This is a genomic window from Nonomuraea angiospora (assembly GCF_014873145.1).
Lineage (GTDB): Bacteria > Actinomycetota > Actinomycetes > Streptosporangiales > Streptosporangiaceae > Nonomuraea > Nonomuraea angiospora.
Genome location: NZ_JADBEK010000001.1, coordinates 3,991,211 through 4,012,429, shown reverse-complemented (window position 1 = coordinate 4,012,429; position 21,219 = coordinate 3,991,211). Strand labels below are relative to the sequence as shown.

Below are 21,219 nucleotides of genomic sequence, written 5' to 3'. Positions count from 1 at the left end.
ATGGCGCGCACGGGCGGGCTGGTGGAGGCGGCCGGGCTGGTCAAGCGGTACGGCGACGTCGCCGCGCTGGACGGCTTCGACCTGCGGGTGGAGCCGGGCGAGATCGTCGGGCTGGTCGGCCACAACGGCGCGGGCAAGACGACGTTCTTCGAGATCGCCGCGGGGTTGACCCGCCCGGATGCCGGGCGTGTCGCGGTGCGGGGCGAGGTGGGGATGGCGCCCCAGTGGCTCGCCCTCTACCCCAGCGTCACCGTACGGGAGACGTTGCGGCTGTTCGGCGGACTGGCCGGGCTGCGGCGGCGCGCCCTGGCCGCGGCCGTGGACGCCGTGGCGGAGGAGCTGGCGCTGACCGGGGTGCTCGACCGGCGGGTGAGCGTGCTCTCCGGCGGCCAGCAGCGCCGCGCGCAGGCCGCCACCGCCCTCCTGCCCGACCCGGACGTGCTCCTGCTCGACGAGCCCACGGCGGGCGCCGACCCCGAGACCCGCACCGCCCTCCTGGCGGCGGTGCGCCGCCGGGCGGACGGCGGCGCGGCGGTCGTCTACTGCACGCACTACCTCCCCGAGCTCACCGAGCTGAAGGCCACGATCGCCGTCGCGCGGAGCGGGCGGGTGATCGCCAGGGGCACGGACGCCGAGCTGCTCAAGGGGCTGCCGGGCGAGGTCCGCGTCACCCTGGACGACGACGAGATCACGGTCGCGACCACCGACCCCACCGCCACCCTGGCCGCCCTGCTGCGCGACCTCGACCGCCCGGTGCGCGGCATCGACATCCGCCAGCCGTCGCTCGACGACCTGTACGAAGTTCTCCGCGAGGAGCCCGCGGATGCCGCGTGAGACGTTGCACCGCATCGCCGTCCTGGCCGCGCACAACGTGCTGCTGCGCCGGCGCGACCCGGCCCACCTGGTCAGCTACCTGGTCATGCCCATGGTCCTCATGCTCGTCTTCAAGTCGATGCTGCGCGAGCCCGTCCAGGTCGTGACGGGCCTGCTGGTGATGTTCTCGGTGCTGTCGATGGCCGACGTGGCCATGGCCGGCCTCGCCGAACGCACCTGGCACACCTGGGACCGCCTCAGGGCCACCAGGGCCCGCGTCCCGGAGATCATGATCGGCAAGGCCCTGCCGGTGTTCGCCGTGCTGGTCCTCCAGCAGGTCGTGCTGCTCGCGTACGGGATGATCGCGGTGGGGCTGCGGCCGGCCGGGACGGCGTGGCCGCCGGCCCTGGCCCTGGCCGTGGCGGCGTGGTGCTTCGCGCTGCTCGGCGTCGGCACGGCCCTGGCCGGCGTGGTGCGCAGCCAGGGGGAGCTGAGCACGCTCTGCAACATCGCGGCGCTGTCGGTCAGCGCGCTGGGCGGTGCGCTGGTGCCGTACGCGATGATGCCCGCCTGGGCGCAGGCGATCGCGCCGGTCTCGCCCGGGTACTGGGCGACCACCATGCTCCAGGCCGCCGTCAGGGGTGACGTCGCGGGCACGGCCCGCCCCGCGGCCGTCCTCGTCGGGCTCGGTCTCGCCGCCGGAGCCTTCGCCTGGTGGCGCTTCGGCAAGGGCTGGGGCCGCGGTAGCTTGCTCTAGACAAGCGTTCGAGTTAATTCCTGCCCGATTTCGGGCAGGATGTTGAAGTGTCTCGTTCCAGATGCGTAATGTCCTCCTCTGTGTCCCCGGCACGACATCCCTACGAAGACCTCATCGTCCACCTCACCGAGACGAGCCCCCTGGGCCCGGGTGAGGCGGCGAAGGTGATCGCCGACGTGCTGTCGTACTTCTCCGAGCCCGTCGAGGAGTACGTCCGCCGCCGGCACGCCGAGCTGAAGACGGTCGGCCACACCAACGACGAGATCTTCCCCAGGATCGCCGCCGAATTACGCGGTCGCCGGGTCGCGGCACCGGAGCTGTCCCTGCGGCAGCTGCGCAGGATCGTCTACGGATGAAGAGGAGACCTCGATGTGCGGAATCGTGGCCTATGTCGGCCCACGGGACGCGGCGCCCATCCTGCTGGAGGGCCTGCAGCGTCTGGAGTACCGGGGGTACGACTCGGCCGGGGTCGTGGTGTCCAACCGGGGGCTCAAGCTGCGCAAGGTCAAGGGCCGCGTGGCGGACCTGGCCAAGGTCGTGCCGGCCAGGTTCAAGGGCACCCTGGGCATCGGGCACACCCGCTGGGCCACGCACGGCGTGCCGAGTGACGAGAACGCCCATCCCCACCTGTCCGCCGACGAGCGCATCGCGGTCGTGCACAACGGCATCATCGAGAACGCCGGCGAGCTGCGCGCGAAGCTGGAGGCCGACGGCGTGGTGTTCGCCTCCGAGACGGACACCGAGGTGCTCGCGCACCTGATCGCGCGCGCCGCCGACGAGAACGACTCCCTGGAGGAGGCGGTCAGGAAGACGCTCAAGAGCATCGTCGGCACGTACGGCATCGCGGTCATCGACCGCGAGCGCCCCGGCGAGGTGGTCGTGGCGCGCAACGGCAGCCCGATCGTGCTGGGCATCGGCGAGAAGGAGATGTTCGCCGCCTCCGACGTGGCCGCGCTCGTCCGCTACACCCGCCAGGTCGTGCACCTGGAGGACGGCGAGCTGGCCGTGCTCAAGGCCGACGGCTTCCACACCTTCGCCAGCGACGCCCGCGAGACCGCCAAGGAGCCGCTGACCGTCGACTGGGACGCCGGCCACTACGACACCGGCGGCTACGAGCACTACCTGCTCAAGGAGATCTCCGAGCAGCCAGAGACGATCACCCGTACGATGAGCGGCCGGCTCGACGAGCGCTTCCACGTGGCGCACCTGGGCGGGCTCAACATGGACGCCCGCGAGACGCGGGGCTTCCGCCGGGTGAAGATCATCGGCTGCGGTTCCGCGTACTACTCGGGGCAGATCGGGGCGCAGCTCATCGAGGAGCTGGCCCGCATCCCGTCCGACGCCGAGCCCGCCAGCGAGTTCCGCTACCGCAACCCGGTCGTCGACCCCGACACGCTCTACGTCGCCATCAGCCAGTCGGGCGAGACCTACGACACGCTCGCCGCCGTGCAGGAGCTCAAGCGCAAGGGCGGCCGCGTCATCGGCATCGTCAACGCGGTCGGCAGCGCCATCGCCCGCGAGGTGGACGGCGGCATCTACCTGCACGCGGGTCCCGAGGTCTCGGTGGCCTCGACCAAGGCGTTCACCTCGACGTCGCTGGCCTTCGCGCTGCTCGCGCTGCACCTGGGCCGGGTGCGCGACCTGTCGCCCGCCGACGGGCGGCGCATCGTCGACGGCCTGCGCAGGCTGCCGGGGCAGATCGAGGAGATCCTCACCCAGAGCGACAAGATCGCCGAGCTGGCGCAGAAGTACGCCAAGCACCCGAGCATGATGTTCGTGGGCCGCGTGCGCGGCTATCCGGTGGCCAGGGAGGGCGCGCAGAAGCTCAAGGAGATCTCGTACGTGCACGCCGAGGCGTACCCGGCCAGCGAGCTGAAGCACGGCCCGCTCGCGCTGATCGGCCCGGACATGCCCACAGTCGCCATCGTCCCCGATGACGAGCTGCTCGACAAGAACCTCACCACGCTGGGCGAGATCCGCGCCCGAGGCGGGCAGGTGCTCATGGTCGGCCACCGCGAGCCCGACGCCAAGCTGGCCGACGACGTGATCGTGATCCCCAAGAACGAGATCGAGCTGGACCCGATCCTGCTCACGATCCCGCTGCAGCTGCTGGCGTACTACGCGGCGGTGGCGCTGGGCCGGGATGTGGACAAGCCTCGCAATCTCGCCAAGAGCGTCACGGTTGAATAAACAGGCCAATTTGGCCTCAAACCTCGTTATCTCGCTGCGGACGACATAAATTCGATGCGTGCGGCAGTTCGACGCTGAGAGGCCCAATCTCGCACGCATGTACGACTACATGCTCGGCGGGAAGGACAACTTCGCGGTCGACCGCCTGGCCATCGATCAGCTCGCCGAGCTGATCCCGGCGGCGGTCCCGCTGGCCCGCGCAAACCGGGCCTTCCTCCAGCGTGCCGTGCGCTACGTGGCCGCCGCCGGGGTGAGGCAGTTCCTCGACCTGGGCAGCGGCCTGCCGACCCAGGGCAGCGCGCACGAGGTGGCGCCCGAGGCCCGGGTCGTCTACGTCGATCGTGATCCGGTCGTCGCCGCCCACGCCACGGCCCTGCTCGGACATTCGGGCAGGGCCGCGCTCGTAGAGGCGGACCTCCTGGACCTCGACACGGTGCTGGCGGGAGCGGGCGCGTTCCTGGACCTGCGCCGGCCGGTCGGGGTGCTGCTCGTGTCGATCCTGCACTTCCTGCCGGACTCGGCGCGGCCGCAGCAGGCCCTGGCGACCCTGCGCGAGCGGCTGGCGCCGGGCAGCTACCTGGTGATCACCCACGCCACCTCGATGGGCCGCCTGGAGGACGGGCAGCGCTACCGGGGCGCCTCCTCGGACGACCCGAGCGGCGGCACCGATCGCACGCCCGCCGAGATCCGCGCCTTCTTCGGCGATTTCCCGCTGGAGCCGCCGGGCCTGGTGCAGGCCGTCGACTGGCGTCCCGACCGGCCCAAGCTGGTGGGGGACTGGTCGCTGCCGTCGTCCCTGATGGCCGGGGTCGGCAAAAAGCCACTATAAGAGACATGTGTATCTCTGCGCATTGTGTCGATAACTTAGAGTAAGCGATGCTCGCGATGCTCGGGGGAGAGGCACATGCGCCGTCGGCGGTTGTTCGCATGGGGGCTGGGCCTGGCCGCGTGCGCGGCCGGCTGCGGGACCGAGCGCTTCACCGGGAGCGCGGCGGGCCTGCGCGCCCGGTTCTCGATCCACCCTCAGGGGCGTCGCTGGGAGCGCGTGGGGCAGGCGTTCGCCGGCGCGGCCCGGACGGCCGGATACGAGACCGGGGAGGGCGTCAGGATCACGGTGAGCGGGCTGCCCGCGCTGGCCGCCGCCGAGCTGAACAACGCCCAGACCCTCCTCGACACCGCGACCCCCCTGTCCAGGCTCACCGGCGAGGTCGAGGTCGTGGTGGTGCCCCACCGCTCGCCGTTCGGGGACTTCGAGGCGTTCGGCGCCCACCTGCTCGCCGGTCCGGGCCGGACGAAGCTGGCGGGCGGCCCCCAGGGCGAGCCCGACCACCTGCTGTTCGGCCTGATCGCCAGGGGGCTCGGCGCCGACACCCGCCTGCTCGACTACACCGCCTACCCCAGCAGCCAGGAGGCCGCCACCGCGCTGCTGTCCGGCAAGGCCGGGGCGGCCGCGGGGCCGCTGGCCGACTGGCGCGAGAGCATCAAGGCCGGCCAGGTCAAGGCGCTCGCGGTGTCCTCGGCCAGGCGGGTGTCCGGTCTCGACGTGCCGACGCTGCTGGAGTCCGGCGTACGGGTCGACTTCGCGGACTGGGCGGCGGCCTTCGGACCCGAGCGCATGCCGGACGAGAGCCGCGAATCGGCCATCCGCATGTGCGAGGACGTGACCGCCTCGGCCGACTGGGAGGCGGCCTGCCGGTCCGCGGGCTGGATCTCGATCCCGCTGAGCGGCGCCGACTTCAAGCAGTGGCTGGGCTCCGAGGTCGAGCGCACCCGCGCCGTCCTGCGGGATCTCGGTCTGCTCGGCACCACCAAGGCCACAACATGCTGGGGTAGTTGCGGGAACGGCCACTAGATGTAGGATCCTGCTCGTCGCTGGTTCGCCTCTCCGGAGGCGGAGCAAAAGGGAACCCGGTGTGATTCCGGGGCTGCCCCGCAGCGGTGAGCGGGAACGACCGCCGTCAAGTGCACTGGAGCGATCTGGGAAGCGACGGCCAGTAGGAGCGATGTGCGCGCCCGCGAGCCCGAAGACCTGCCAGCGGTGTGCCCGGGCCGCCCGCCCGGCACGAAGTGACCATGGCCTCGCGGGAGGGCCGGGGAGCGAAACGGCCGGGGGATGATCCCTGCCGCCGTGCTCTCGCGCGCCCTCACGGGGGACGAGCTCGCGAGGAGAGAGCACGTGACGCAGATCATCGAGGTCGATCGCCGTCTGGCCATCGAGGAGGCCGCCGCCCGGGTCATCGCCGACCCGGCCAACTCCCGGGTCGCCGCCCGGCTCCTGGCCGAGGAGATCGCCGACGAGGCCGCCGCGCACGGGGTGCGGACGTTCTCCGAGTCCATCGCCGCCACCCACGCGGCCGGGCTGATCCAGGACGGGCTGGCGGAGTTCGTCGCCGCGCACGCCGCCGAGCTGGACGCGCTGGTCCGCGCGGAGGCGGACGACCGGTTCGAGTATTTCGGGTTGCGCACCGTCTACGACCGCTACCTGCTGCGCCACCCCGAGACGCGGGCGGTGCTGGAGCGCCCGCAGCACTTCTTCCTCCGCGTGGCCTGCGGGCTGTCGGAGTCGGTGGCGGAGGCCGCCGAGCTCTACGCGCTCATGTCCACGCTGTCCTACCTGCCCAGCTCGCCCACGCTGTTCAACTCGGGCGCGCGCCGCCCGCAGCTGTCGTCGTGCTTCCTGCTCGACTCGCCGCGCGACGAGCTGGAGGCGATCTACGACCGGTACGGGCAGGTGGCCCGCCTGTCGAAGTACGCCGGAGGCATCGGCATCTCCTGGACCCGGGTGCGCTCGCGCGGCTCACTGATCCGGGGCACCAACGGCCACTCCAACGGCATCGTCCCGTGGCTGCGCACGCTCGACTCGTCCGTCGCGGCCGTCAACCAGGGCGGGCGGCGCAAGGGCGCGGCCTGCGTCTACCTGGAGACCTGGCACGCCGACATCGAGGAGTTCCTGGAGCTGCGCGACAACACCGGCGAGGACGCCCGCCGCACCCACAACCTGAACCTGGCCAACTGGGTGCCCGACGAGTTCATGCGCCGGGTGGAGGCGGACGAGGTCTGGTCGCTGTTCGACCCGAAGGAGGTGCCCGACCTCACCGACCTGTACGGTGACGCGTTCACGCGGGCGTACCGCGCGTACGAGGCCGCCGGGCGACAGGTCCGGCAGATCCCCGCCAGGACCCTGTACGGCCGGATGATGCGCACGCTCGCCCAGACCGGGAACGGCTGGATGACCTTCAAGGACGCCGCCAACCGCACCTCCAACCAGACCGGCCGCCCCGGGAACGTCATCCACCTGTCGAACCTGTGCACCGAGATCCTTGAGGTCACCAGCGACGCCGAGACCGCGGTCTGCAACCTCGGCTCGATCAACCTGGCCGCCCACCTCGACGACGGCGGCGTGGACTGGGACCGGCTGCGCACCACCGTACGCACGGCCGTGCGCTTCCTGGACCGGACCATCGACCTGGGCTTCTACCCGACGCCCGAGGCCGAGGCGGCGAACAAGCGCTGGCGGCCCATCGGGCTCGGCGTCATGGGCCTGGCCGACGTGTTCTTCACGCTGCGGCTGCCGTTCGACTCGCCCGAGGCGCTGGAGCTGTCCACCAGGATCGCCGAGGAGATCGCGCTGGCCGCGTACGACACCTCGGCCGACCTGGCGGCCGAGCGCGGCCGGCACCCGTCGTACGCCGAGACGCGGGCGGCCGGGGGAGTGCTGCACCCGGACCACTACGTCACGGGCACCGGGCAGTGGGACGCCGTGCGGGAGAAGGTCGCCCGCACCGGCCTGCGCAACTCGCTCATGATCGCCATCGCGCCCACCGCCACGATCGCCTCCATCGCCGGCTGCTACGAGTGCATCGAGCCGCAGGTGTCCAACGTCTTCAAGCGCGAGACGCTCTCGGGCGAGTTCCTGCAGGTCAACCGATATCTGGTGGCCGATCTGCAGGCACGCGGGCTGTGGACGCAGCAGCTGCGCGACGACCTCAAGCGGGCCGACGGCTCGGTCCAGACGGTCGCCGGCATCCCCGACGACCTCAAAGTCCTCTACCGCACGGCCTGGGAGCTGCCGCAGAAGGCGCTGATCGACCTGGCCGCCGCGCGCCAGCCGTACATCGACCAGTCCCAGTCCCTGAACCTCTTCATGGCCAGCCCGACCATCGGCAAGCTCTCGTCGATGTACGCCTACGCCTGGAAGCGGGGCCTGAAGACCACGTACTACCTGCGTTCCCGCCCCGCCACCCGCATCGCCCAGACCACCGTGCAGACGCCCTCCGCAGAAGCGATCGCCTGCTCCCTGGAGAACCCCGAGACCTGCGAAGCCTGCCAGTAAGGAGACTGTTGTGCTGCTCGACCCCGGCATGGACCTCACCCTGCGCCCCATGCGCTACCCGGACTTCTACGAACGCTACCGCGCGGCCATCCGCAACACCTGGACCGTCGAGGAGGTGGACCTCCACACCGACCTCGCCGACCTGGCCAGGATGACGCCGCAGGAGCGGCACCTGATCAACCGGCTGGTCGCGTTCTTCGCCACCGGCGACTCCATCGTGGCCAACAACCTCGTGCTCAACCTCTACCAGCACGTCAACGCCCCCGAGGCGCGCCTCTATCTCAGCAGGCAGCTGTTCGAGGAGGCCGTGCACGTCCAGTTCTACCTGACGCTGCTGGACACGTACCTGCCGGATCCCGACGAAAGGGTGAAGGCCTTCGCCGCGATCGACCACATCCCCTCGATCCGCGACAAGGCGGAGTTCTGCTTCACGTGGATCGACTCGATCAACGAGCTGCAGCGCCTGGAGACGCGGGACGACCGCCGGCGCTTCCTGCTCAACCTCATCTGCTTCGCCGCCTGCATCGAGGGCCTGTTCTTCTACGGGGCCTTCGCGTACGTCTACTGGTTCCGCTCCCGGGGCCTGCTCGGCGGCCTGGCCACCGGGACGAACTGGGTCTTCCGCGACGAGTCCATGCACATGGAGTTCGCCTTCAGCGTGGTGGACACCGTGCGGGCGGAGGAACCCGACCTTTTCGACGTCGAGCTGGGCAAACAGGTTACCCTCATGGTGGAGGAGGCCGTGGCCGCGGAGCTGGCCTTCGCCGCGGACCTCTGCGGGGCCGGCATGCCCGGCATGGGGGTCGCGCAGATGCGCCAATACCTGGAATACGTCGCCGACCAGCGGCTGGCCAGGCTGGGCCTGCCCGCGAGGTACGGCTCGGCCAACCCCTTCGCGTTCATGGAGCTGCAGGACGTGCAGGAGCTGGCCAATTTCTTCGAACGGCGGGTCTCCGCGTATCAAGTGGCAGTTGAGGGCAATGTGACCTTTGACGAGACGTTCTAGACATTTGGGGGCATAGACGTGCAGTCTCCAGCAGGCTGGCCGATTCTCGTAATCTCGGTGATCGGCGCGATCCTCCTGGTTGAGCTGGTCCGGAGGGTGCTGAACAGGGTCGGACGCAAATGGTCGTTCCCCCGGCACCTGGTGGAGCACTGCACGTGGTCCGCCTTCACGGTGGCGGTCGTGGCGGCCTTCAACGTGGCCTTCGCGCCGGACCTGCTCGGCTCGACCCCGGACGCGCGGGCCCTCGCGGCGACCGTCAACCGGGTGCTCGGCCTCGTCACGATCGGCGCCGTCACCTGGCTGATCGTGCAGGCCACGTACGCGCTGACGGATGTGGTGCTCGAGCGGCTGGTGCGGGTCGAAGGGGAGCGCAACCGCCGGGCGCGGCGGATCATGACGCAGATCGGGCTGGTCCGGCGCATCGCCGCCGTGGTCATCATCGTGATCGCGATCGGCGCGATGCTCTTCTCGTTCCCGCAGGTGCGCGCGCTTGGCGCGGGCATCCTGGCCTCGGCGGGCATCGCCGGCGCCATCGTCGGCATCGCCGCCCAGCCCACCATCGGCAACGCCCTCGCCGGCCTCCAGCTGGCCTTCAGCGACGCGCTCCGGCTCGACGACGTGGTCGTCGTGGAGAAGGAATGGGGCCGGATCGAGGAGCTGACGCTCACCTACGTCGTCGTGCGCCTGTGGGACGAGCGCCGCCTGGTCCTGCCGGTGTCGTACTTCACCCAGAACCCGTTCGAGAACTGGACCCGGCACGGCAGCCGCGTCCTCGCCGTCGTGTTCCTGCGCGTGGACTGGTCGGTGCCGGTGCCCAAACTCCGGGAGGCGCTGTACGCGTTCCTGCAGGGCAACCCGCTGTGGGACCAGAAGGACTGGACGCTCCAGGTCACCGACGTGCTGCCGAACGGCCTGGTGGAACTGCGCGCCCTGATGAGCGCCGCGGACTCGCCGTCCGCGTGGGACCTCAAGTGCGACGTACGCGAGTTCCTGGTCGACTTCGTCAGGGACAACTACCCCGAGTCCCTGCCGCACTTCCGCGTGGAGACCCCGGAATCGCGCGCGCAGAGATAAATGTGTGGCACGGCCGTCGATCACTCCTTTACCGTGGACATTGTCCAGCCGCACGAAAGAAAGGCAGCGAAGTGAGCTACCCCCGACTGTGGCGAGGGCTTTCCGGATAACCGGCCGATTATCGGAAAGCCGCCTCGGGACGCACCGGGGCGGCTTATTTGTTGACGACCGAGTGTGGGGCAGTTTGGTCAGCCCGCCTGCCTTGGGAGCAGGAGCACCGCAGGTTCGAATCCTGCCACTCGGACAGCGGTCCTGAAAGAAGAGGGCCGCGGGCCACGGCCTGGCCGGAGGGATTGGCGCCCCCCGGCCGGACCCGGCCCCCGCCCCGGGCCGGCCCACGCCAGCCAAGCCCGGGGCCCAGCTTCTCCGTAAGGGGCAGCGCATCAGGCGCTCGTGGCGGAACTTCGGCAGACGCGCTGGACCCAGGATCCAGTGCTCCGCGAGGAGCGTGGGGGTTCGACTCCCCCCGAGCGCACGCACGACCAGGGCCGGCGGCGACGCCGGTCAGGCCGTCAGAGCTGGATGCGGACCGGGACCGTGCCGATCGTCACGCGATGGTCGGAACACGGTCCGTTGCAGGCCGTGCCCTCGCCCAGCGCGTCACCGGTGTACGGGCCGGCGATGGCGCTCTCCCGGACGAAGATCAGGTCGATCTTGGGGCGCTGGTCGCAGGGGGCCACGACGCCGATCGGCTTGCCGTCGCCGTTGTACGCGTTGACGGTGGTCTCGCCGATGCCGGGGCACTGCGGGTCCTCGTCGTCGAGCTCCCGGTAGGCGCCGGTGTTGCCGTCGTTGTTCGGCACGTTGAGACTGGGCGCGTACCAGGGGTCCAGCAGCGCGTCGTCGGGTCGTGCGTTGAAGTCGCCGGCGATGAGCACGGTGTTGCCCTTGTCGTGAAGGTCCTGCAAGTGGCTCCGTACCGCCGCCAGTTGCTGCTCCTTGATGCTGCTCCCGCCGATCACCGTCTCCCTGCTGGTGATGTGCGTGGTGCAGAACCACAGGTGGGACTGGTCGTGCAGGGGTGCGCAGAGGAGCTTGTGCACCCCGCCGCGGTCATCTATCGGCAGGTCGTACTTCTGGGCGTTGCCGAGCTGTCGCCGGCTGAAGAGGGCGATGCCGAACGGCTCACCGTGGCAGGTGGTCTCCCGGATGGTGGCGAAGCGGGCGAAGCTGTCGCCCTCGGGCCAGCCGTCCGCCTTCAGCCGTTCCTGCAGCGCTTTGTACTGGCTCCAGCACAGTTCGTTGAAGGCGGCGAAGTCCGCGTCCCGGTTCACGATCGACGCGGCGGCGGCCTCCACCATGCCGGTGGTCGCCGATCCGTCGTTCATCTTCCAGCCGGACACGTTCCACTGCCACACGTTGACGGTCTCGACCACCGAATCGGCGGCGCTTGCCGTACCCCCGGGCAGCGGCGGCGCGCCGAACGCCACCACCACGGCAACCAGTAAGCGGGCGAACATTCTCATCTCACATACTCCGATCGTGGATGTACTCGTCGTTCGATGGACAGGCCCAGCATTCGCGCGAACAGCGCGTCCATCGCGCGGTCCGGCAGCACGCGCCGCAGCCGGGTGAGGAGCTTGGCGTGGCCGCCGACGGGGTAGCGCGTTCTCGGCCGCCGGGCGGTCATCGCCTTCACCACGGCCCCGGCGATCACCTCGGGCGGGCTGCCGGTGCGCTGATTGCTCGCGGCGATTCTCCCGATCACGTGCTCGACCATCGCGCCGTAGTCGGCCCGGCCCTGCGGCGAGAACAGTTCGGCGACGGCGCGGCGGCCGTTCTCCACCAGCTTGGCGGGGGCGGTGCTCTGTGTGGCGCCCGGCTCCACGATGCTCACGTACACGCCCCATGGGCGCAGCTCCATGCGCAGCGCGTCGGTCACCGAGACCAGCCCGTGCTTGGCGCTCGTGATGGGGCCGAGAAAGGGCAACGTGATGCGCCCGCCCTCGGACCCGACATTGATGATCCGCCCCCTGGCACGCTTGACCAGCGGCAGGAACGCCTGGGTGACGGCGAGCTGGCCGGTCAGATTCACCTCGAGATGGCGCCGGAACTCATCCAGGGGCACCAGCTCCATCGGCCAAGGCGCGCCGATCCCGGCGTTGTTGACGAGCCCGGCCAGCCCGGCCGCGCCGGTGGCCCGCTCCACCCGCACGGCGGCGGCGGCGATCGACTCTCCGTCGGTGACGTCGACGTACACGGGGACGATCTCTCCCCTGGACGCGCGGCGTAGCGCCTCGCCATCGGCCGCCTCGCGGATCCCGGCGAAGACGGTGAAGCCCCGGGCGGCCAGCGCCAGAGCCGAGGCCCGGCCGATTCCTGATGACGTCCCGGTGATCATTACCGTTCGCGACATCGCTGCTCCCTTCACGAGATAACTCAACGATGGTGAGTTCACGATAAGCCAAGCATGGCATGAAACTCAACGTTGATGAGTTAGTCTTTCGGGGTGAGCGAGACTCGTCAGAGAAGGGCCGGAGGGCGTCGTCCGGGCGTGTCCGGGACGCGCGAGGCGATCCTGGCCGCGGCCCAGCAGAGCTTCGCCGAGCAGGGCTACACGGCGACCACCATCCGGGGCGTCGCCTCCGCCGCCGGTGTGGATCCGGCCCTGGTCCTGCAGTTCTTCGGCAACAAGGACAAGCTCTTCAACACCGCTTTGCGGGCCGATCCGCCCACCCGCTCCCTGGCGGCGCTGGTGCACGACGGCGGCGTCGCGAACCTCGGAGAGCGGCTGTCGCGCCGCTACCTCGAACTCTGGGAGGCGCCGGACACGGGGGCGCGGCTCCTCGCGGTGGTGCGTGGCGTGTCGGCGTCGCCGAGCGCGTCGGCGATGGTGGCCTCGTTCATGTCCGACGAGGTGATGCTTCCCCTCGCCCGCGCCATCGGGGCGGATCGCGCCGAACTGCGGGCCAACCTCACCGGCGCGCACCTGCTGGGCGTCGCCACGGCCAGGTACGTGCTGCGGGTCGAGCCGCTCGCATCGCTGGAGCGCGAGGAACTGGTCGCGATCCTGGCTCCCCTCGTCCAGCGCTATCTCACCGGTGATCTCGGCTGACGTGGATGTCCGGGGACGGCGTTCAGGGGAGGGGACCCTGGACGGCCGCAGCTGGGATGACCGGCTCCAGCGGGCGTCGAGCGTGGTGGGTCCGAAGCCGGCAGGCTTCTCGTAGTGCAGGCAAGACCACGCAGGCGGATCGCTTCACGACGCAGGCCTGCACCTCTCATGTGCCAGGGCGATGCGGGATTCTTGCATCTTTTATGAAATGTCCGAATCTGGTCTTAGCGGCCATGAACAATTCTGTCGATGAAAGAGTGCCGTGACGTTCCAAAGTCATTCACGGGCGATTTCCGTAAGGTACGTGACTTTCTGTCCCGCAGCTCATGGCCGCACGCCGTCGAGGCCATTAAAGAACATCCGGCAGGGGGCCGCTACAAGGATCTTTATGAGGGCGACATCGGCATGCGCATCCTGTCGTACGGAGCCGAGATCCGTGTCGCCGTCCCGCGGGCCCCGGATCTCTACAACATCTACTTCCCGCTGAGAGGCGCGGGGGAGGTGCAGGTCGAAGGCAAACACATCGACGCGCCGTCGGTCATCGTAGGCCCCCGAGAGCGGTCCGACATGTGGTGGAGCGTCGACCACGAGCTGTTGATCATCCAAGTCCCCTCGGCGCTGGTCGAGCGGACACTCGCCGGCTATCTGGGCGATCCTCCGAAGCAGGCGCCTCGTTTCCGCCCGGATATCACCTGCGACAGTGCTTTCAGCGGGGTCCTCACCATGGTGTCGCTGTTGAGCGCATACGACAGGCCACCGTTCATGGCCTCACCCTTGGCCGGGCATCACTTCGAGAAATTTCTGCTGCATACCCTGCTGGACTCGCAGCCGCACGACTACTCGCCCATCCTCGGCGAGCCTGACGCCGCGTCCAGTCCGGCCGCGTTGCGGCGAGCGCAGATCTACTGTGAGGAACACGCGGATGAACGCGTCTCCCTCCGGGACATCGCCGCAGCGGCCAGGGTCAGCGTCCGCACCCTGCAGCACGACTTTCGCAATCACCTGCAGACCACGCCTCTCGCCTACCTGCGCCAGGTACGACTGGCGCAGGTCCATGCCGACCTGGTACGCATCGCCCAGACGGGCGCTCGGACCACTGTCACAGAGGTGGCCATACGTTGGGGTTTCACGCATCTGGGCCGCTTCGCCTCCCTCTACAGGGAGACATATGGCCGATCGCCCTCCAGCACCCTGCACGGGTCACGGTGAGGCCGCACCCCTTCGCCTACCTTCTGGAGCCAGGCGAAGGGGTGCGGCACCCGATGCAGTTCCGAATCATCCAGGTCGGTGGTCCGCCATCCGGCGCGCCGGAACGCGTTACGGGTTCGAGGCATGTGCAAATCTGTTCCCATCCCCGGTACAGCTCCGGCATGGGGGTCAGAGGTCCGTCCGACAACAGGAAGTCGGCATGGTGCGCCATCGTCGAGATTGTGCTCGGGCACGATCGCTGTCATGACCTCTCCATGGTTCGGCATCGGCTGGATGCAGGAGGAACAGTGAACGGCCCCAGTCCGGCCACGGGCCGCATGCCGAACGCATGGCTGCTGCCGTTGTCCCGAATGCGCAACCGATCGGACGTGAGGTGGATATTGCCTGCCGCTGTGCGTCGCTAGACTCATGCGCGGATTCCTCGACATCGGGACTGGCTGAAGAGGCGTGGTCCGGCCACGGGAGCGGGGGGATCGAGACCATGAACGAATTGAAGGCACAGAGCTCGGGAAACGTCCCGAGCCCATCCGCACCGGCCCCGATGTTCAAAGGCGACGTCGAGGAAATGCGGGCGCAGGTCTCGCAGAACTTCTCGCCGCACGGCCTCAAGGTCATCAAAAGCCATGCGAACGGCGGCCGGTACAGGCTGCTGCACCGCGGGAACATCGTCTTGCACACGCTGGCGTACGGGGCGGAAATCCGTGTCGAAGTGCCGGAGCTGCCCGACTACTACAACATTCACGTGCCGTTGACCGGCGGTGGACGACTGATGATCGGGGGCCAGGACGTCGCCGCACCGCTCAACATCATCGGCCCCCGGCGGCGCATCGACATGAACTGGAGCGTCGATCACGATGTCATGATCATCCAGATCCCCGAGGCGCTTGTCGATCGCGTCCTTGAGGATCAGCTCGGTGACGTCCCCGGAAAGGATATGTACTTCGAGCCGCAGGTCATCGACGCGAGCCCCCTGGGCCGAGCACTCACCGCGCTTTCCCGCCCTGCCACGGCAGGCAAGGCGTTCCCCTTCGCGGCCTCGTCTCTCGCCGAACACCATTTCGAGCAGTTCCTGCTGCAGACCATGCTCGGCTCACAGCCGCACACCTACTCCGCCGACCTCGGGGAGCCCGGCGCCCCATTGGGGCCCGCGGCGCTTCGACGCGCGCGCCACTTCTGCGAAGACCACGCGGCCGAGCCGATCACCCTGACAGACATCGCCACCGCGGCCAGGGTGAGCGTCCGCACCCTTCAGTCGGGCTTCCGTGAACACCTGCAGACCACGCCCATGGCCTATCTGCGCAACGTACGGCTGGCCCGGGCGCACGCCGATCTCCTCCACATCGCGGAGACAGGCGGCCAGACCACTGTCACAGAGGTGGCGCTCCGCTGGGGGTTCACGCATCTGAGCCGGTTCGCCTCCTTCTACCGCCAGACCTACGGTCAGGCGCCCTCCGTCACGCGTCGTGCAGGCGACGCCTGAGGGCGTCTCGGCAGGGGAGTGGCCGGACCCCATCGGGTCCGGCCACTGATCCGGGCTCTGGCCGGCTACTTCCAGGTGTCGTTTCTGGTGTGGGTGCCGGTGGACGGGGTGGTGAAGGCGCGATTGCCGCCGGACTCCCAGGTGACCGAGCCGTCGGGGTTCTTCTTGAGGTATTTGTACTCGACGCCGGTGCCGGGAGGCAGGTTGACGGTGACGCGCCAGATCGGGTAGTCGGCCGAGGACAGCGGGACGGCCGCGGCGGGGTTCCAGCCGCCGAGCGCGGCGACGTTGCCGACGACGTAGACGTTCTGGCCGTAGTAGGTGGAGACCGTGGCGTTGAAGGACGTGGCGATCTGGGAGGCGACGGTGTCGCCGCGGAAGGCGTCGGTGACGGCATGGGTGCCGGCCGCGGGCGTGGTGAGGGTGCGGTTGGCGCCCGATTCCCAGGTCACCACGCCTGCGGAGGTCTTCTTGAGGTACTTGTACTCGACGGCGGTGGACCCGGGCAGTTGGACGATGCCACTGAACACGTTGTCGCCCTTGGCGGTGAGGTTGACCGCGTCGGCGGGGGCCCAGGAGCCGAGGGCCGGGTCGCTGCCGACCACGTAGAGGTCCTGGCCGCCGGCAGGGGTGGCGGTGACGGTGAACGTGGTGGCGACCTTGACGGTGCCGGTGGTGGCCTTGGCGTTGGCGTGGATGGCGACCGCGTCGCCGGCGGGGATCGTGACGGTGGCCTTGCCGCCGGCGACGGTGACCGTGGTGCCGGTGCAGCCGGATCCGGTGGGGGCGCCGGAGATGACGTCGCAGTAGTAGCCGTCGGCCAGTCCGGTGGCGAACTCGGCGGTGGCGGCGCTGCCGGAGTCGTTGATGCCGATCCAGCCGCGGTCGCCGCGGCGGAAGCCGATGACGTGGTCGTTGACGGCCTTGAAGTCCGAGACGGTCTTGACGGACCTGGTGGTGTTGGCCCAGCCGACCATGCCCTTGATCCCGGTGGACTGGGTCAGGCAGTTCCAGCTGCTGCCGCACACGGTGTCGCTCACGTAGCCGTTGCCGTCGGCCGGGGGAGACTGGTTGCGGTTGGACCAGGCGAAGCTGTCGTAGACCGAGGGCTTGCCGTGCGGGTAGGCCAGCACGAAGTAGTTGGCCAGGACGTAGTCGGTGCCGTTCTTGTAGGACAGCACGGCGCCGTCCCGCTCCAGGTCGTGGTTGGTGACCATGGCGAAGACGTTGGCGCCGGGAGCGTCGAGGTTCCAGCCGGGCACGGTCGCGAGGTTGGCGATCGAGCCCTGGAACTGGGCCTTGACCCCCTTGGCGTAGGCGAAGTCCAGGACGTCGCCGTTGCCGATGAACGCTCGCGCCTTCAGGGCGTCGTTGCTCGCGCCGTCGAAGATCTCCTGGGCGACGTACGGGCGCCTGCCCTCGCTCACGGTGTTGTTCACCCTGGAGAGGATCGCGGCGAAGTCGTCCTTCTTGATGTGCTTGACCGCGTCCACGCGGAACCCGTCGACGCCGAGGCCGACGAGGTCGTTGAGGTAGGCCGCGATCTTTTCGCGGACGGAGTCCTTCTCGGTGTACAGGTCGGCCAGCTGCAACAGCTCGCAGCTGGTCACCTGGGCCTCGTTGTTCCAGTCGTTGATGCCGCCGGAGGTCGGGCAGTTGTCACCGGGGCGATGGAAGTCGCCGGCGCCGTACGGGACGGCCGGGAAGCTGTAGCCGGGGCCGGAGAACTCGCTGCCCGCGTAGCCTTTGGTGCCCGCGGGGTTGTTCACGCCGGCCATGTGGTTGACGACCGCGTCGACGTACACGCGCACACCCGCGTCGTGGCAGGCGGCGATCATGGCGGCGAACTGCTGCCGGGTGCCGAGGCGGCTCTCCAGCTTGTAGGAGACCGGTTGGTACACCTCGTACCACGGGTGTACGCCGTCGCTGCTGTTGGGGAGGCTGACCGACTCCTGCGGAGGCGCCACCTGGACCGCGCCGTACCCGGCCGGTCCGAGGTGGTTCGTGCACGCCGCGGAGACGGACTTCCAGTTCCATTCCCACAGGTTGGCCGTCACCTCGCTGTCATTCAGTGTGACGGCGGCGTGGGCGGGGGCCGCGGTCAGCGGGGTGAGACCGGCCGCGAGGATCGCGGCGCCGGCCAGTAAGTGGCGGATGCGGTTACGTAGAGGTGGCTTGGCATGTGGCATGGGGATGAAGCCCTCTTCCGTGGACACAGGTGTGTTGGGGGGACAGCTGCCCGTGTATTCAGAAGAATGCTTGATCCTTTCAATCACGGCAAGAGTTTGCAGCAAACTTGTGAAACCTTGCCGTAACCCGGCGGTCATGCCTGAAACGCCGTGGCTGCCGGGGAAACCGAAGGCGGTAAAATCCCACCATGACCATGCGCCTCGCCGACATCGCCGCCCAGGCGGGAGTGAGCGAGGCGACCGTGAGCCGCGTGCTCAACGGCAGGCCCGGGGTGGCGGCCGACACCAGGCAGGCCGTCCTGACCGCCCTTGACGTGCTGGGCTACGAGCGCCCGCTGAAACTGCGGCAGAACCAGACCGGACTGATCGGCCTGATCCTGCCCGAGCTCAGCAACCCCATCTTCCCGGCGTTCGCGCAGGTCATCGAGAGCGCCCTGGTGCTGTCCGGCTACACGGCCGTGCTGTGCACGCAGACACCGGGCGGCGTCACCGAGGACGACTACACCGCCCTGCTGCTGGAGCGCGGCGTCGCCGGCATCATCTTCGTCAACGGGCTGCACGCCGACTCGCGCTCGGACCGCGCGCGATACGTGCGGCTGACCGAGCTCGGCCTGCCGATGGTGCTGATCAACGGCTATCGTCCCGACATTCCCGCGCATTTCATCTCCAACGACGACGTCGCCGCGCTCGACATGGCGGTCAACCACCTGGTCTCCCTCGGCCACCGGCGCGTCGGGCTGGCGGTCGGGCAGGAGCGCTTCGTGCCGACCATGCGCAAGACGCAGGGCTTCGAGCGCGCCATGGCCGACTACGCCGGGGTCACCGACGTCTCCGAGCTGGTCGTCAACACCCTCTACACCGTCGAGGGCGGCCAGTCCGCCGCGCAGCAACTGCTCGCACGCGGGTGCACGGCCATCTGCTGCGGCAGCGACATCATGGCCCTCGGCACGATCAGGGGCGCCCGCAGCCTGGGGATGCGCGTGCCCGAGGACGTCTCGGTCGTCGGCTTCGACGACACGCCGATGACGGCGTACCTTGATCCGCCGCTGACCACCATCAGGCAGCCGGTCCGCGAGATGGCGCTGGCCGCCGTCGCCAGCCTGCTGGACGAGATCCGCGGCCTGCCCGCGCCGCGCGCTGAGCTGCTGCACCGTCCCGAGCTGGTGGTCCGCCGCTCCACGGCGCCCGTCCACACCACCACCGCGGCTCCCGCCCGCTGACCGCCGCCGGCCGGCCGGCCTCGTGGCGGGTTGCAACGCCTTGCAGCCGAGTGGCTGGAATGTCCGTGCGTACGCCGTCTATCGGGGGCGGCCCGCGTGCCGTACGCCTGCAAGGACGCGAAATCTATGAAAGGCTTTTCTATTCTTCTTGCAGCCGCGTCAGCGCGCCGTTGGCCGACGGCGCGCTCCCGCCCGACTCGGCCGCCTGGTGGTGGCGGCCGCCGCGGTAGGAGCGCCCGCGAACGGGACGCCCCGGCATCGATCGCTTTCAGTTCGGCTGGAGGTCGTTCCTGGCGAGCCAGGTCAGGCAGGCGTCGGCGACCTCACGCCAGCCGTGGTCGATGGTCAGGGAGTGGCCGCGGTCGGGGAACTCCTGGAAGTCGGTGATCGCGGTGGAGTCCCGGTACTGCTTGAGGGTCGCCTTGGTGACGGTCTCGGGGACGGTGTGGTCCTTGCCGCCGGCGATCAGGAGCAGCGGTCCTCGGGCGTTGTTGCCGGTGTCGACCTTGGCGGGCGAGTGGGCGGAGAAGTTGGCGGCGGCGGCCTCGAACAGCGGCTTGCCCGGCGCGGGGATGGTCCAGCGTTCGTACAGTTCGGCGGCCTCCTGCGCCGGGATGGCGTTGCCGAACGCGTAGGTGAACTGGTCGAGGGTGAGGGAGACGGCCCGGTGCTTGTTGGCCGGGTTCTTGAACACCGGCAGGGTCGAGCGCAGCGCCGACAGCGGCAGCGGCAGCACCCCCTTGATCTGCGCGGCGTCGATCGCGATCGCGGCTCTGGCCAGGTCCTGCCCGAGCAGCTTCTCGGCGATCATGCCGCCGAAGGAGTGGCCGATCAGGATCGGCTTGACGTCCAGAGCGTTGATGATCTCCGTGTAGTGGGCGACGACGTCGTCGATGCCGTGGTCGGCGATGCTGTCGGGGTCTTTCCGGGACAGTTCGACGGTTTCGCCGTCGCCGGGCCAGCCGGGGGCCGTGGCGTCGTATCCGGCGGCCGTGAACAGCTCGGTCCAGGACGACCAGGAGGTGGCGTGCAGCCACAGGCCGTGGATGAAGACGACGGGAATGGTCGGTGCGGTCATCGGTTGCTCCTCGGGATCCCGGCTGTCATGCCGGATGGGTGTGCTTGACGGTCCGGGCCGCGGTGGCGGCGGTGCGGATGTGGCCGGCCACGGCCGCCGGTTGCGACAGCGCGATCGCGTGTGACGCCTCGACCTCGATGGTGTCGGCCCCTGCGCGCCGGGCCATGAAACGCTGTGCGTCGGGGTGGATCGCCTGGTCGGCGGTCGCCACGACGTACCAGGACGGCAGGGTCTTCCAGCTCGCGGCGGGAGAGCTCTCCTCGAACGCCACGGCCGCGATGGGGCGCTGCGCGGCGGCCGCCACCGAGGTGAGGCGCTCGGGCAGGTCGGCGGCGAACACCGCGGGGAACTGGTCGTCCTTGAGGTACAGCTCCACGGCCTCCTGTCCATCGCCGGTGCGGAAGACGGCCGGCCGCAGCGCCGGCCCCAGCAGGCTGTCGGGGAAGCGGCCCGTGACGTCCAGCACGCTCTCGCCTGCCTCCAGGGCGAAAGCGGCCACGTAGACCAGCCCGATCACGTTGCCCGATTGGCCTCCGGCCCGGGTGATGACCACACCGCCGTAGGAGTGACCCACCAGCAGGACCGGACCGTCGATCGCGGCGACGACGCCGGCGAGGTAGGCGGCGTCGGTGGCCGGTCCGCGCAGCGGGTTGGCCACCGCGGTCACGGGGATCCCGGAAGCCTGGAGCTCGGCGATCACGCCCGCCCAGCTCGACGCGTCCGTGAAGGCGCCGTGGACCAGGACGACGGTCGGGGTGCTGCCGTTTCTGAAGGATCTCCCTGTGGTCATGGCCTCACCGTAGAAAGCCTCTCGC

General features: G+C 69.5%; 18 protein-coding genes, 2 tRNA genes and 1 riboswitch. Of the genes, 15 read left to right on the top strand and 5 right to left on the bottom strand.

The genetic code is table 11. The features are described 5' to 3' along the window. The 11 genes from H4W80_RS18120 (at position 1) to H4W80_RS18070 (ending at position 10,648) form a co-directional block, all read left to right on the top strand. On the top strand, positions 1-834 hold the full coding sequence (locus tag H4W80_RS18120; RefSeq protein ID WP_225963516.1) for an ABC transporter ATP-binding protein: 834 nt from the start codon (positions 1-3) through the stop codon (positions 832-834). Next, a complete protein-coding gene (locus H4W80_RS18115; protein ID WP_192786175.1) occupies positions 824-1,570 on the top strand; it encodes an ABC transporter permease in 747 nt (248 codons plus the stop codon). Before H4W80_RS18120 ends, H4W80_RS18115 begins: the two co-directional genes overlap by 11 nt. Before the next feature lie 80 nt (positions 1,571-1,650). Next, positions 1,651-1,926, top strand: a complete 276-nt coding sequence (locus tag H4W80_RS18110; RefSeq protein ID WP_435891560.1) for a hypothetical protein — start codon at positions 1,651-1,653, stop codon at positions 1,924-1,926. Between the two features lie 13 nt (positions 1,927-1,939). Further along, positions 1,940-3,760, top strand: coding sequence for a glutamine--fructose-6-phosphate transaminase (isomerizing) (gene glmS, locus H4W80_RS18105; protein WP_192786173.1), 1,821 nt, complete (start codon positions 1,940-1,942; stop codon positions 3,758-3,760). 58 nt (positions 3,761-3,818) lie between these two features. Further along, entirely contained in the window at positions 3,819-4,589 is a 771-nt protein-coding gene (locus H4W80_RS18100) for an SAM-dependent methyltransferase (RefSeq protein ID WP_318786923.1), read from the top strand. 75 nt (positions 4,590-4,664) lie between these two features. Then, the gene (locus tag H4W80_RS18095; RefSeq protein WP_192786171.1) at positions 4,665-5,612 is read left to right on the top strand and encodes a Bug family tripartite tricarboxylate transporter substrate binding protein; all 948 of its coding nucleotides are present in this window, start codon (positions 4,665-4,667) and stop codon (positions 5,610-5,612) included. Positions 5,613-5,616: 4 nt separating this feature from the next. Then, positions 5,617-5,811, top strand: a riboswitch (cobalamin riboswitch). A 125-nt stretch (positions 5,812-5,936) separates the two neighbouring features. Next, a complete protein-coding gene (locus H4W80_RS18090; RefSeq protein ID WP_318786922.1) occupies positions 5,937-8,093 on the top strand; it encodes a ribonucleoside-diphosphate reductase subunit alpha in 2,157 nt (718 codons plus the stop codon). 10 nt (positions 8,094-8,103) lie between these two features. Beyond that, entirely contained in the window at positions 8,104-9,099 is a 996-nt protein-coding gene (locus H4W80_RS18085; protein ID WP_192786169.1) for a ribonucleotide-diphosphate reductase subunit beta, read from the top strand. Positions 9,100-9,156: 57 nt separating this feature from the next. Continuing rightward, positions 9,157-10,173, top strand: a complete 1,017-nt coding sequence (locus H4W80_RS18080; RefSeq protein WP_318786921.1) for a mechanosensitive ion channel family protein — start codon at positions 9,157-9,159, stop codon at positions 10,171-10,173. A gap of 168 nt (positions 10,174-10,341) precedes the next feature. Next, a tRNA-Pro gene (locus H4W80_RS18075) sits at positions 10,342-10,417 on the top strand. Positions 10,418-10,560: 143 nt separating this feature from the next. Next, a tRNA-Leu gene (locus tag H4W80_RS18070) sits at positions 10,561-10,648 on the top strand. A 37-nt stretch (positions 10,649-10,685) separates the two neighbouring features. On the opposite strand, the gene H4W80_RS18065 is transcribed toward H4W80_RS18070, so the two are convergent. Both H4W80_RS18065 and H4W80_RS18060 read right to left on the bottom strand, forming a co-directional pair. Next, positions 10,686-11,639, bottom strand: coding sequence for an endonuclease/exonuclease/phosphatase family protein (locus H4W80_RS18065; protein WP_225963515.1), 954 nt, complete (start codon positions 11,637-11,639; stop codon positions 10,686-10,688). Beyond that, positions 11,636-12,529, bottom strand: a complete 894-nt coding sequence (locus H4W80_RS18060; protein ID WP_192786167.1) for an SDR family NAD(P)-dependent oxidoreductase — start codon at positions 12,527-12,529, stop codon at positions 11,636-11,638. The genes H4W80_RS18065 and H4W80_RS18060 overlap by 4 nt, the downstream gene beginning before the upstream one ends. Positions 12,530-12,667: 138 nt before the next feature. Here H4W80_RS18060 and H4W80_RS18055 point away from each other — a divergent pair, with 138 nt between their 5' ends. The 3 genes from H4W80_RS18055 (at position 12,668) to H4W80_RS18045 (ending at position 15,917) form a co-directional block, all read left to right on the top strand. After that, complete coding sequence (locus H4W80_RS18055) at positions 12,668-13,228, top strand: TetR/AcrR family transcriptional regulator (RefSeq protein ID WP_192786166.1); 561 nt, start codon at positions 12,668-12,670, stop codon at positions 13,226-13,228. Positions 13,229-13,477: 249 nt separating this feature from the next. Then, complete coding sequence (locus H4W80_RS18050) at positions 13,478-14,437, top strand: AraC family transcriptional regulator (protein ID WP_225963514.1); 960 nt, start codon at positions 13,478-13,480, stop codon at positions 14,435-14,437. Between the two features lie 481 nt (positions 14,438-14,918). After that, positions 14,919-15,917, top strand: a complete 999-nt coding sequence (locus H4W80_RS18045) for an AraC family transcriptional regulator (protein ID WP_192786165.1) — start codon at positions 14,919-14,921, stop codon at positions 15,915-15,917. A 65-nt stretch (positions 15,918-15,982) separates the two neighbouring features. Here the strand turns inward: H4W80_RS18045 and H4W80_RS18040 are convergent, their stop codons facing one another. Further along, complete coding sequence (locus H4W80_RS18040) at positions 15,983-18,106, bottom strand: carbohydrate-binding module family 20 domain-containing protein (protein WP_192786164.1); 2,124 nt, start codon at positions 18,104-18,106, stop codon at positions 15,983-15,985. Between the two features lie 188 nt (positions 18,107-18,294). Between H4W80_RS18040 and H4W80_RS18035 the strand changes: the two genes are divergently transcribed. Next, on the top strand, positions 18,295-19,326 hold the full coding sequence (locus H4W80_RS18035; protein ID WP_192786163.1) for a LacI family DNA-binding transcriptional regulator: 1,032 nt from the start codon (positions 18,295-18,297) through the stop codon (positions 19,324-19,326). 268 nt (positions 19,327-19,594) lie between these two features. Here the strand turns inward: H4W80_RS18035 and H4W80_RS18030 are convergent, their stop codons facing one another. Together H4W80_RS18030 and H4W80_RS18025 are read right to left on the bottom strand one after the other, a co-directional pair. Next, the gene (locus H4W80_RS18030) at positions 19,595-20,404 is read right to left on the bottom strand and encodes an alpha/beta hydrolase (protein ID WP_192786162.1); all 810 of its coding nucleotides are present in this window, start codon (positions 20,402-20,404) and stop codon (positions 19,595-19,597) included. Positions 20,405-20,429: 25 nt separating this feature from the next. Continuing rightward, a complete protein-coding gene (locus H4W80_RS18025; protein ID WP_192786161.1) occupies positions 20,430-21,194 on the bottom strand; it encodes an alpha/beta fold hydrolase in 765 nt (254 codons plus the stop codon). Positions 21,195-21,219 lie beyond the last annotated feature (25 nt).